Here is an 11,750-nt window from a genome sequence, read left to right as displayed (position 1 = left end):
CACCCGCCCGATCGTATGAACACCACCACCCTCAACAAGGCCCCTTCCCTGCTGGGCGCCGACGCGCCGCCGGCCTCGTTCACGCCGGCCGGCGTGGCGCCCGACGCCGACTCCAGCCTGCTCGACCTGCTGTACGATGGCTTCGTGATGCTGTTCCTGCTGAAGAAGAAGCAACAGCCGGCCACCACCGAGCAGTTCCTCACGGGCATCCGCAACTACCTGGGCGAGTTCGAGCGCAACGCGCGCAAGCTCGACGCCACGGCCGAGCAGATCCACGCGGCCAAGTACGCCTTCTGCGCCACGGTCGACGAGTTCGTGCTCTCGGCGCCCGAGTTCGCGATCCGCTCCGAGTGGGAGCGCCGGCCGCTGCAGCTCACGCTGTTCGGCGACCAGCTGGCAGGCGAGAACTTCTTCAACATGCTCGAGGTCGAGCGGGCGCACGGCGCCGCGCGCATCCAGACGCTCGAGGTGTTCTACATGTGCCTGCTGCTGGGCTTCCAGGGCAAGTACGCCATCGACGGCACCGAGAAGCTGGCCTACCTCACGGCGCGCGTGGGCGACGAGATCGCCAACGCGCGCGGCAAGCGCACGCCCTTCGCGCCGCACTGGCCGCTGCCCGACCTGATCTCGCACTCGCTCAAGCGCGAGGCGCCGCAGTGGGTGGTGGCCGCGCTGTTCGCGCTCATCGGGCTGCTGGGCTTCATCGGCCTGTCGGCGCACCTGGGCAGCACCACGCAGGGCGCGCTCGCGAGCTACCAGGACATCGTGAAGCTCGGTCCGCGCCAGGCCAACCTGACGATCTCGCTGCCATGACCACGGCCGCGACGAACCGCCTCGACCTCGCGGCCCTGCTGGCCCCGATCTCGGAGGCCAAGCCCTGCGGCGAGGACATGCTGTTCTCGCGCGAGTTCGACGCCATCCAGGAAGCGCGCAAGCACGACGACCCCTCGCTCGAACAGGGCGAATGGGTCATCGAACTGAAGGAGGCCAACTGGCCCTTCGTGATTGCCGAGTGCGACAAGCTGCTGCGCGCGTCCACCAAGGACCTGCGCTTGGGCGTGTGGCTCACCGACGCGCTGGCCAGCCAGCGCGGCTTCGAGGGGCTGGCCGACGGCTACCGCCTGCTCAGCGGCCTGTGCCGCCAGTACTGGGACGAACTGCATCCGCAGCCCGAAGGCGGCGACATCGAGATGCGCATCGGCACCGTCACCTGGCTGATCTCGCGCTCGGTCGAGCTGCTGCAGCGCGCGCCCATCGTGAGCGACGGCCACACCGGCCACAGCGCGCTGGTCTGGGAGACCGCGCTGGCGCTCGACCAGGCGATCCGCCGCACGCCGGCGCAGGCCGACGAATTGCAGCGCAACAAGGTGACGGTCGACCAGTTCGACCGCCTGCGCCGCGCCACGCCCGCGAAGTTTTTGCAGAAGACGCACCGCGACGTGCAGGCCTGCGAACAGGCGCTGGCCGAGTTCGAGGCCGTGTTCGACGAACGCACCGCCTCCAATGGCCCGAGCTTTCGCGCCGCGAAGGACGCGGCCACGGCCATCCGCCAGACCGTCGAGCGCTTTGCGCGCGAGGCCGGCGTTCCGATCGACAACGGCGTGGCGCCGCAAGCCACCGCCGCTGCACCGGCCGCCAGCGCACCGGCTGCCCCGACCCGCATCGAACCCGTCTTCGACGCCGCCATGCCCCATTCATCTCCCACCTACCACGCCGCGGTGCATGTGCCCGCCGCGCTGCCACCCGGCATCCACAGCCGCGCACAGGCCATCGCGCAGCTCAAGGAAGTGGCGGCCTATTTCGAGCAGACCGAGCCCTCGAGCCCGGCCGCCTACATGGCGAACAAGGCCGCGCGCTGGGCCGACATGCCGCTGCATGCGTGGCTGCGCAACGTGATCAAGAACGAGCAGGAGCTGGCCCAGCTGGTGGACCTGCTAGATTTGCCCAAGGGCGACGACGAGTCGCGCTGACTTTGCGCTGAAAGAAAAAGGCCCGCGTTGCGGGCCTTTCTTCTTTAGCGTCCCACCCGGAACTCGATGCGCCGGTTGCGCGAGCGCCCCTCGTCGGTCGCATTGCTCGCCACCGGCTGGTCCGGCCCCACGCCCGAGGTCGTGAGCGTCATCGGATCGATGCCCTTGCCCACCAGGTAGCCCTTGACCGATTCGGCACGCGACTGGCTCAGCGCCAGGTTCGACGTGCGGTTGCCCGCGTTGTCGGTGTGGCCCACCACCGCCACCGACTTGTTCGTGAGCTTCTGCAGGATGGGCGCCATCTCGTCGAGGATGGCGCGGCCCTTGCCCGTGAGCGTGGCGCTGCCCAGCTCGAACTCGATGGTGCGGTTGCCCAGCACCTGGTCGACCGCGATCTGTTCCGACACGGGCACGCGCAGGCTGTTCTTGATGGTGTAGGTCGGGTTGAGCGAATTCGCCATGTCGCTCACGATCTTCTGGCGCAGCGCCTCGTTGCCGACCTCGCCGCTGAGCGCCATCTGCGTGCCCTCGATCTGGAACTGGCCGCGGTGGATGTCCTTGAGCGAGGGCGTGATCAGCCGCTGCACGTTGGCGGCCCAGTTGGCCGGCATGCTCACGGTGCTCACCACCTCGATCTTGTCGATCACGCCGCTGGGCCCGTAGATGCGGCGCAGCGCCTCGATGACGGCGGCGCGCGTGGCTTCGTCGGGCACCTGCCCGCCGGCCACGACCGGCTCGCCCTTGCCGACGGCCGCGGCCGTGGTCTCGACGCGGGCGGCGGTGGCGCCCGCTGCGGGTTGTTGTGGTTGCTGGGCCTGCACGGCCGGCACGAGCGCGAGCCCGCAGGCCATGGACAGCACGAGAACGCGCAAAGAACAATTCATGACCGTGTCATTCCCCGATGAAGACTTCGCGAAAGGCGGTGAGCACGATGTCCAGCGGCAGCTGCGGCTGGTCGAGGTAGCTCACCAGCTTGAACATCGCGTAGTTGCTGTGGATGGTGTCCTCGACCCACTCCGGGTTGTCGATGTCGATGTTGTGCTCGGTGTAGACCTGCGGATGCAGCACGCTTTGCAGGCTGCGCGGCGACAGGCCGTTGAAGCCGATCACCAGCCGCGAGCGGCCGTCGATCTCGGTGACCAGCAGCACCAGCTCGAAGTCGGCCTTGGCCAGGAACTGCGACACCATCTCGAGCCAGAAGGTGGCGATCAGCGAGCGGTCGACCGGGTCGCGCGGCAGCGGCAGCGTGAGCCCCTTTTCCAGGTGCGACACCGCGCTGGCCATCACCGGCTGCAGCAGCAGGCCCAGCGCCAGGATGGCGCGGCGCAGCGACACCTTGTGGCCGTCGAAGTTGAGCATCTGCTCGATGCGCAGCAGGCTGGTGTCGCGCGTGAACGCCGCATAGGTGGCGCGCGAGGCCGATTTCTTGAAGCCGGTCTCGATGGCCGGGTCGATGGCCTCGAACTTCTTCAGCTCGTTGTCCAGGTCGGTGCCGGCCGCCAGCGACTGCACCTGCACCGCCATGCGGTCCCAGTAGGGGCCGATGAGCATCGGCGCGCCGCGCATGAAGTCGAGCGCCTCGTCCACGTCCACCGAGGTGGCCGCCAGGAACGGGTAGCGGCGCGACGACTCGTCGCGGCTGGGGCGCACGTGCCCCGCAATGGCCACGCGGCTGCGCGAACCCAGGCACACGAAGTGCATCGGCGCCGCGTTGTCGTAGATCAGCTTCCAGCGCGGGTCTTCCGACAGCATCTCCATGGTCTGCGACAGCCAGTGGTCGAACACCTTGATGAGCTGCGGGTTGTACAGGCCCTTCACGAAGTCGCCGCGTCCGGGCAACTTGCCGAAGTAGCACAGCTGTTGTGGCGCGCTCATTTGCCTGCTCCCCCTGCCTGCACCGGCGCTTGGGCCGGTGCCTGAACCGCTGCGGGTGCTGCTGCGCGCGGCACACCGATCTCCGCGACCGTCGACGGCAGCACCGTGCCGCGCAGGCCCTTGCCCTGCGGCGAATCGCCGCCCGAACCGGCCGACTGCGTGTTCTGGATCACGCGCAGCTTGACGGTCACGCTCGCGTTGTCGCGCGCCCAGGTGAGCTCGAAGCTGCCGTCGGGCAACTTGGTGCGCTGCGCCGTGCTCAGCAGGCGCTCCAGGCCGAAGTTGCCCGGCTCGTTGATCAGCTCGACGGTGCGCCCGTCGAAGGTGACGGCGGTGATCTTCGCGCCCGGCGTGCCCTGCGCGTTGGGCCAGACGAAGTTGGACCACTGCGGCGGCGTGTTGCGGTAGCGCAGCTGCTGGCCGTCGATTTCCACCATGTATTCCGTCAGGCCCGACACGGGCTGCGGCAGGATCTGGAACAGCGTCTGCGGCTGCGCGCTGCCGCCAGCCCCGGCCGCGGCACCACCCGACAGCGGCGCCACCCACTGCGCAAAGCCGTTCACGAAGTCGGGGCTCAGCGTGAGGCCCTGGTCGCCCCAGGCGCGCGGCGACAGCAGATCGCCGCGGCGGATCACCAGCGAGCCCAGCGTGGTCGTCACGAACTTGCCGATGGCGCCTTCAGGCCCGAAGAACTGCGCGATCTCTGCCGGCGAGGCTTCGATCTTCGCGCTCGCCGAGAACGGGTACTTGGTGGCCAGCGACTGCTGGAAGGGCTGGTGCACCTGCGCGCTCCAGATCTTGTTGACCTCCACCGCCGTCGGCTGCACCGTCACCGCATAGGCCTGCAGCAGCGGGCGCACCAGCAGCGGGCGCAGTGCCTGGCGCTGTGCGGCGTCCATGCCGGTGAGCATCTGCTCGTCGACGTACTTGAGCGCGTCGGCCAGCTCGGAGCCGTTGCCTTCCAGCGTCTGCTGCATGAGCTGGCGCGCGCCCGGTCCGGGGTCGCCCTGGTTCTTGATCTGGTTGAAGCGCCCGCGCAGCTTGGACAGCGTGCCCAGGTAGCCGCGCAGCAGCGAGGTGTTGTCGCGCTCGACCACCAGGCGCGCGACGCCCGCGAACTCGCGCCCGATCGGGCCCATCGGGATTTCCGTGGCGCCGCCGTTGAGGTCGACGTTCACGTTGACCTGCGACGGCGTGGCGCGGCTGAAGAGGCGCTTGAACCAGTTGAAGGCCCCGGTGCGCGCCTGCTGCAGGCCGGCGTTGACCAGCGAGGGGTTGTCCCACGAGGTCTGGTCGTACACGGTGTCGAAGACCTTGCGGATCGGCGAGTTCTGCGGATCGCCCAGCTGGTTCATCGCCACCACGGCCTGCTCGAAGCTGCCCATGTCCTTCACCGCGATGCCCTGCAGGAAGCGCTGCCACTCCTTGGCGTACTCCAGCTTGTACATGGTGGCCAGCGTCTTGCGGATCTGCTCCGGGCTGCCTTCGAGCGTCAGGTCGTCGTTGCCGGCGACGTTGAGCACCCAGTCCTTGCTCGAGGTTTCCTTGTTCGCGGCGTCGCGGATCGCGTCGTCCACGTACTGCTGCCAGGCCTCGCGCGTGAACGCGCCCGAGATGGCGACGCTGCCGGCGAGGGTGCCTTCGGCTTCGGCGCTGCTGGCCGTGGCCCCGAGGATGCGCGCCACCGTCATCGGCGCGAAGCGCGTGGAGGCGCGCGCCTTGATCTCGGCGTACACGCGTTCGCGCGCCGGCATGCCGCGCACCACGCGGCGCAGGTTGTCGCGCGTCTGCTCGACCAGCGCCAGGTTGGTGTCGGCCAGCGCGGGCCAGTTGTCGTCGCCCACGCGGCGCAGGTAGAAGGTGATCATGCGCTCGGCATCGCGGATGACCGCCGCGCGCGGCATGTCGCCGCGGTTGCTCTCGAGCCAGCCGCGCCAGAAGCGCGAGATCTGGTCGGTGAGGTGCGCCGTTTCCACCTGCCGCTTGTCGGACAGCATGAGGTAGGTCTTGAGCGCGTTGTAGGCGTCCTGCACGTCGGCCGGCGAGGAGCCGGCATACAGGCCGCCACCCTCCGGCGCTGCGGCGGGTGCCGTGGTGGTCGCGGCACCTGCGACCGGCAACGGTGCGGGCGCGGCACCGCCCGTCAGTGCAGCCACCGCATCGGCGCGCTTCAGGCGGTCGGGGTGCGCGTTGACCTCGCGCAGGAAGGCCTGCAGGTTGTCGGACACCGGCGCGAGCATCAGCTGCTTCACGCCGCCGTAGTACTCGGCCACGAGCTTGTCTTCGAGCTGGTTGCCCTGGTACAGGCCCAGCGACAGCGACAGCGGCCGGTCGTTGCGGAATTTCTCGAGCTGCTCGATGCGGTCCTGCAGGATGCCCAGCGCCTCGAAGCGCGTGCGCAGCCCGTTGTCGCTGGCCTGCAGCTTGACCACCTTGTCGAGGTCGGCCTGCACGTTCTCCACCAGCTGGCGGTTGCCGAGGTACGACCAGGTCCAGCCGCCCAGCAGGAGGCCCAGCACGGTGACGAACGCGAAGAAGCTCACGTAGCGCACGCGCGCCTTCACGGGGCTGGAGAACTGCCGCACCGTCTTCTTGTCGGCAAAGATCACCTTGGAGAACAGGTCGCGCAGGAAGAACCCGTTCTGCGAATAGATTTCCTTCGACTTGGTGGCCGCGTTGCTCAGCGTGAGTCCGAAGCGCTTGGCGATGCGCTCGGTCGACAGGCTGCGCATCGTGCCTTCCTGCAAGGCGCTGGTGAAGTAGAAGCCGCGGAACACCGGCTTGTGCTGGAACGGGTTGCTCTCGAACAGCGTGGCCAGGAAGGCGCGCAGCGCGGGCTTGATGGCCGCGAACTCGAGCGGAAAGATCAGCAGCTCGGGCGACGGGTCGCTGCTGCGGTGGTTCGCGAAGTGCGAGACGCTGATTTCCTTCAGGCCCATGTAGAGCTCGTCGAAGCGCTTGTCGAACAGCGCCACCGCGTCCTGCTTCTCGTCGCCGTCGTAGGGCAGCGAGGCGCCCCACACGCGGTCGCGCTCCATCTTGTCGCTGTCGCCGAAGAACTCGGCAAAACCGGTGATCAGGTCGGCCTTGGTGAACATCACGTACACCGGCGCGAACACTTCGAGCCGCTCGGTGAGTTCCTGCATGCGCTGGCGCAGGTTCTTGGCGAGCTGGATCGCGAAGTCGGGCCGGCTGCCGATCAGCTCGGGAATGCTGGCCGTGATGATGATGCCGTTGATGGGCGCCTTCGGCCGGTACTTCTTGAGCAGGTCGAGGAAACCGAACCACTCCTTGCGGTCTTCCTGGTGGATCGAATAGCGGCCCGCCGTGTCGAGCACGATGCCTTCAGTGGTGAAGAACCAGTCGCAGTTGCGCGTGCCGCCGATGCCCTGGATCACCGCGTTGCCCTTGTCGGCGAACGGGAACTGCAGGCCCGAATTCAGGATGGCGCTGCTCTTTCCCGCCGCCGGGTTGCCGATGACCATGTACCAGGGCAGCTCGTACAGCGCCTCGCTGCCCGACATCTGCCCGATCTTCGAGGTCTTGATGGTCTTCACCGCCTCGACCATGCGCCCGCGCAGCTCGTCGATCTCGGCCTTGCGCTCGGGGTCGCTGTCGCGCACGGCGGCGTCGGCCTGGTCCTCGAGCATGTCGCCGAGCTTGCGGTTGGCCGCGCGCGTGCGCATGCGCCGCACGAACCACACCAGCAGCCACAACAGCAGCAGCACCACGAAGATGCCGACGGCCCAGATCGCGCCGACTTCGAGCGTCTGCGCCCCGAGCAGCAGGAACGCGCCGAGCGCGATGGCGCCGATCACCGACAAGGTGCGCGGATCGGCCAGGAAACTGAAGAATCGCCGCATAGAAGTTTCTGGAATCGGTCCTGTTTAAGTAGCGGGTGACGCGGGGCTCGCCGGGCCGGCCAGGAGGGCCGTCCGCGCGAGCGCGTCCTGCACGGAAATGGCGAGCACATGCCGTGCATCGCGTGCGGCCAAATGGCATGCGAGCACGACGGCGCTCATGTCGGCCGCGGCCCCCAGGTGACCCAGGGTGGCGCAGACAGAGAGGTTGTTTTCGAAGGGCACATGCGGCAGCCGCTCCTGCACGAGCTTCGCCACTTCGGTGACGCGGCTGGTGCGGTGGTCGGCGTCGCTCACGACCCAGTCGACCTGGGCGGTCTCGAGCGTCGAGGTGGCGAGCAGTTGCTGGGCGAAGCGATCGAGCAGGCTGGCATCGGGCGTGCGCGCGGTGTCGGCCGAGGCCTCGCGCTGGCCGCTCGCGCTGCGCGACAGCCGCACGGCCTCGGCCGGGGCCAGCAGTGCATCGCCAGCGCGCACGAGCAACAGGCCCGCGGCGGCTTCGCCGGGCACGCGGCCCTTGCGGCGCGTGGCGGTGTACAGCAGGCCATCGGCCTCCCAGCGCGCGATGCTCGCTTCGGACACCGAGGAGTCGGCCGCCAGCGCGATCCACAGCGCGGGCCGCTGCTCACGATGCAGCGACAGGCTGATGCGGTCGAGCAGCGCCATCGCGGACACGCCGTCTTCGCTCTTGAAGCAGTCGACATGCCAGCGCTGCGACGCATCGCCTTCGCGCACGCGCTGCTGCACCCACTGCGTGGCGATCACGCGTTCGCTCTCGCTCCATGCGCCCGGCAACAGCAGCGAGAGGTTCAGCTGCGGCGCCGCCGCCGGCCCCGGGATGACGCCGCCGCTGGACACGAAGCGACCCGGCGCACGCACCGCAAGCGCATCGCCCGCGTTGGCGATGGCTTCGGCCGCGGACGCCAGCAGCTCCTGCAGCACGTCGGACATGAGATGGATCGCGCGCAGCCGGTCGTCGGGCAGCGCATCGATATCGAAAGCTTCGCCGGTCGGTTGCAGGCTTTCGCGCAGATGCTCGCGCAGCTCGTTCTCGTCGATGCCATCGACGCGGCCCGCGATGACGGGGAAGCCTTCGCCGTCACGCAGTTCGGGCACCAGCTCTGGCGTCTGCGCCTGGCCGATCGCCGTGGCCACCGTGTCGGCATCGCTGCCGCGCGGCGTGCGAAGGGCGAAGGCGAGCACCGCCATTTGCAGGCGCTCTTGCGAGGCCTCGGTTGCTACGGCATTCGATGAGGCGGCGGCGCCTGCGGCCACTGTCGCCCCAGCTGCGGGCAACGCGGCAGCGGGCGCGGCCGTGAAGATGCGGCGCAGCACCACATAGAAGAGCATCAACGCCAGCGGCAGCACGACAAGGTAGAGCACGATGTCGCTCGTGCTCGGCATGCGCGCCGTGTACTGCCAGTAGACGATCACGAGCACCCACACCGTGATGAACACGGCGCAGGCCAAAAGAACGGGCTTGATCAGTCGCGACAGCATCCGGAGTTTTCGAACGCTTGCGTCACGAGATGGCGATGGCCCACGCGGTCGCGTGACCGCATGCCATGCCTGCAGCCGAAGAAGGAGACACCGCCGTCATTCGGAGGCGGAAGCGATCTGGCTGGACAGCAGCCTGCAACCGCAGGCCGCGCGGTCGCCGTGGCGCGCCACGCGACGGCCATCGATCGACACACATTCGCTGCCCGTCACGATGGGGTTGATGCCATGGCCGGGCCGTGGGCACGACACCATGTCGCCGATGCGCGCCACGCGCCGTTCGTCGATGTGCGTGTTTTCGGATGCGGTGATCACGAAGCCACCGTGGTCGGTCTTGTCATGCAGAACGATCCACGGGCGGTCGTTGTCCGCCTCGGGTTGATCCTCACCCATTTGAACTCTCCCCCTTGATTGCCTCGTGGTGTGCCGGTGCGACAGATGTCGTCCCGGCATTCAGTTGCGTGACAATTTAAATCCCGGCTTGCGGTACTCCACGTGACCGTAATCCCTGAAGGACCATCGACCACCCCACACCAAGCCCACGGACTCGGCCGCTTCACCATAGAGGCGATAGCCTTCCATGGCCCATGGATCTTTTTCAGAGATCACCAGCTTGCCATTGCGATAGAACGCGTTGTCTGCCGCAAGTCCATACTGATGATAGCTTTGATTGGCCTTCGCCATGGTCACTGTATTGCCCAATGCAGCGAGTTTGGCTTGTCGTTCGGGGCTGCGATAACCCTCGAGCAATGCGAGGTCGTAGCCGTGCTTTTCTTTCATGATCTTGTAGACGAGCAGCAAACGATTACGAAAGTCCACATCGAGAACAGCCCAGTCCCGACTGCCTTCTTTCGTGAGCGGACGAATCTGCTCGACCTCTGCCGTCGCAAACACCTCGGGCGGCAACGGCTGCGGCGGCACCAGCTGCTCGCCCTTGAGCAAGGCCTCGATCTTCGGGTCGCTTGTGGCGGCCCAGTCGTCGAAGAACAGAACCCTGCCACTTCCGAAAGTCACACTTAACAACACCGGCACGATAAGCAGACCCATGCCCGACAGCAACAAGTAGCGATGCCTTACGGCAAAAGTACGCACTCCTGAACCGCTGTCGCGCATCAACTGAAAACTTGCTTCGGACACAAAACCGAGACGGCGTCCTATTCCAATAAAAAAGAATGCAATAGCAGTAGAAATGGAGACCGTCGCTCGCAACACACGGTCACGAAAAGAAGGGAACAAGAAGATGGCAAGTGCTGCCACCATCAAGGCAAAATAACAAAAGAGAGTGAAGAAGATCAACGGTGTTCAATGAGAGCCACTCAATTGTATGAGTCGCTCCAAAATTTGAACCCATCGCACGCAACACCTTGTTGCATCCCAATTGCGATATCGCGTTGATCACGCCACATAAAGCCGAGGGGAGAAATCACATGCCCGCAGCCAGCCGGACCACCCATCCATGACGGGCGCGTCTGACGCCCACAAGGACCGACCGAGCCTGCTCGGTTCGAACGCACCCACCACGGCCACATCGACTGCCGCGACCGGAGGCGAGTCCACGCGTGTGCTTGCACAGTTCGGTGGCCGCGAAAGCGGGGCGCGTTCCTTCTTTGCACGGCCCGGTGTGTGGGCCTCCCTCGCAGTGTTGATCGGCGTGGCGGGTGCCACGACCTACCACCTGCAGTCGAAGCGCGCGGATGCATCAGCGACCGTGGCGGCAGTGGTGCCTGCACCCGTGGCCGCACCTGCCTCAGTGGAACCGCCGAAGCCGCAGGCGCCTGTTGCAGCCACTGCGCCGGAGCCCACGCCCGCGCGCATCGTCGAAGGCGACAGCACGCCGCCGCCACAGCAACCACCACAACAGCAGCCGGCCTCGACGCCGTTCGCCGCGATCGGGGCACAGCCCATGGCCGTGCCGCCGGCTGCGAAGTCGGCGCGCGTGGCCGCCGCGTCGCCTGCGAAAAAATCGGGTGCTGACAGCAAGACCGGCGTCGCCGCAAAGAAGCAGCCGGAGCGCATCGCGTCGGGTTCGAAGAAGCCCGTGCGCACGGCCGCGAACGGCAAGCCCGTCAAGACCGCCGCCAACGGCAGCAAGCCCGCGACGCGCGCCAACGTCACGCAAACAGCGGCACGTCCGCGCGGGCCCGATCCCGACACCGACCTGCTGACCGCGCTGCTCAAGCGCAGCAAGACCTCCGACCCCGCACCGTCGGCGCAGGCCACTGCCGCAACGGCGGACTGCAAGCCGGGCGCACCTTGCAAACCTTGAGCATCCGAACCTGAGCGAATTTCCGATGCCTTCCGCTGACCGCAGCGCCCTGTGGGCCGAGCTGAGCCAGACGGCTCGGCTGTACCGCCTCGAAGCACCAAGCGCTGCTTCATCTTCTTCGTCCGCCGCGCGCGAGAGCATCGATGCCCTGCGCGTGGAGGGCTGGGTGCAGCGCGAGGCGGTGTCACAGCTGTTCGAGCTGCGCATCGTGTGCCTGAGCTTGCGTGCGGACCTGGCGCTGTCTTCGCTGATCGACCAGCCGCTGACGCTGGTTACGGTGCT

The 11,750-nt window shown here is 67.3% G+C and carries 10 protein-coding genes; 4 read left to right on the top strand and 6 right to left on the bottom strand.

Annotated features, from left to right (window positions below; translation table 11 throughout):
• Window positions 1-15 precede the first annotated feature (15 nt).
• Together icmH and tssA are read left to right on the top strand one after the other, a co-directional pair.
• On the top strand, window positions 16-813 hold the full coding sequence (gene icmH, locus AC3WQM_RS31440) for a type IVB secretion system protein IcmH/DotU (protein WP_062481127.1): 798 nt from the start codon (window positions 16-18) through the stop codon (window positions 811-813).
• Window positions 810-1,970 (top strand): type VI secretion system protein TssA, encoded by a 1,161-nt coding sequence (gene tssA, locus AC3WQM_RS31435; protein WP_492683787.1) that lies wholly within the window; start codon window positions 810-812, stop codon window positions 1,968-1,970. The genes icmH and tssA overlap by 4 nt, the downstream gene beginning before the upstream one ends.
• A 44-nt stretch (window positions 1,971-2,014) precedes the next feature.
• Here the strand turns inward: tssA and AC3WQM_RS31430 are convergent, their stop codons facing one another.
• From AC3WQM_RS31430 to AC3WQM_RS31405, 6 genes are all read right to left on the bottom strand, one after another.
• On the bottom strand, window positions 2,015-2,854 hold the full coding sequence (locus AC3WQM_RS31430; protein WP_489061280.1) for an OmpA family protein: 840 nt from the start codon (window positions 2,852-2,854) through the stop codon (window positions 2,015-2,017).
• Between the two features lie 7 nt (window positions 2,855-2,861).
• Entirely contained in the window at window positions 2,862-3,845 is a 984-nt protein-coding gene (tagF, locus tag AC3WQM_RS31425) for a type VI secretion system-associated protein TagF (RefSeq protein WP_095950376.1), read from the bottom strand.
• A complete protein-coding gene (tssM, locus tag AC3WQM_RS31420; RefSeq protein WP_492683786.1) occupies window positions 3,842-7,708 on the bottom strand; it encodes a type VI secretion system membrane subunit TssM in 3,867 nt (1,288 codons plus the stop codon). The genes tagF and tssM overlap by 4 nt, the downstream gene beginning before the upstream one ends.
• A gap of 24 nt (window positions 7,709-7,732) precedes the next feature.
• Entirely contained in the window at window positions 7,733-9,205 is a 1,473-nt protein-coding gene (locus tag AC3WQM_RS31415; protein WP_492683785.1) for a hypothetical protein, read from the bottom strand.
• 96 nt (window positions 9,206-9,301) lie between these two features.
• Complete coding sequence (locus AC3WQM_RS31410) at window positions 9,302-9,595, bottom strand: PAAR domain-containing protein (RefSeq protein ID WP_489061284.1); 294 nt, start codon at window positions 9,593-9,595, stop codon at window positions 9,302-9,304.
• 60 nt (window positions 9,596-9,655) lie between these two features.
• On the bottom strand, window positions 9,656-10,498 hold the full coding sequence (locus tag AC3WQM_RS31405; protein WP_370681903.1) for a M15 family metallopeptidase: 843 nt from the start codon (window positions 10,496-10,498) through the stop codon (window positions 9,656-9,658).
• 160 nt (window positions 10,499-10,658) lie between these two features.
• On the opposite strand from AC3WQM_RS31405, the gene AC3WQM_RS31400 reads away from it, so the two are divergent.
• Both AC3WQM_RS31400 and AC3WQM_RS31395 read left to right on the top strand, forming a co-directional pair.
• The gene (locus AC3WQM_RS31400; protein ID WP_492683784.1) at window positions 10,659-11,468 is read left to right on the top strand and encodes a hypothetical protein; all 810 of its coding nucleotides are present in this window, start codon (window positions 10,659-10,661) and stop codon (window positions 11,466-11,468) included.
• 25 nt (window positions 11,469-11,493) lie between these two features.
• Window positions 11,494-11,750 (top strand): hypothetical protein (locus tag AC3WQM_RS31395; protein ID WP_492683783.1); only part of this gene is annotated, 257 nt, incomplete at its 3' end.

It is taken from the genome of Variovorax sp. FW301-JW7 (genome assembly GCF_058788795.1).
This window is presented reverse-complemented; position numbering and strand designations above follow the sequence as displayed.

Excerpts from the sequence above, each read along its gene's own strand:
- icmH (WP_062481127.1), top strand. The coding sequence starts at position 16 with ATGAACACCACCACCCTCAACAAGGCCCCTTCCCTGCTGGGCGCCGAC.
- tssA (WP_492683787.1), top strand. The coding sequence starts at position 810 with ATGACCACGGCCGCGACGAACCGCCTCGACCTCGCGGCCCTGCTGGCC.
- AC3WQM_RS31430 (WP_489061280.1), bottom strand. The coding sequence starts at position 2,854 with ATGAATTGTTCTTTGCGCGTTCTCGTGCTGTCCATGGCCTGCGGGCTC.
- tagF (WP_095950376.1), bottom strand. The coding sequence starts at position 3,845 with ATGAGCGCGCCACAACAGCTGTGCTACTTCGGCAAGTTGCCCGGACGC.
- tssM (WP_492683786.1), bottom strand. The coding sequence starts at position 7,708 with ATGCGGCGATTCTTCAGTTTCCTGGCCGATCCGCGCACCTTGTCGGTG.
- AC3WQM_RS31415 (WP_492683785.1), bottom strand. The coding sequence starts at position 9,205 with ATGCTGTCGCGACTGATCAAGCCCGTTCTTTTGGCCTGCGCCGTGTTC.
- AC3WQM_RS31410 (WP_489061284.1), bottom strand. The coding sequence starts at position 9,595 with ATGGGTGAGGATCAACCCGAGGCGGACAACGACCGCCCGTGGATCGTT.
- AC3WQM_RS31400 (WP_492683784.1), top strand. The coding sequence starts at position 10,659 with ATGACGGGCGCGTCTGACGCCCACAAGGACCGACCGAGCCTGCTCGGT.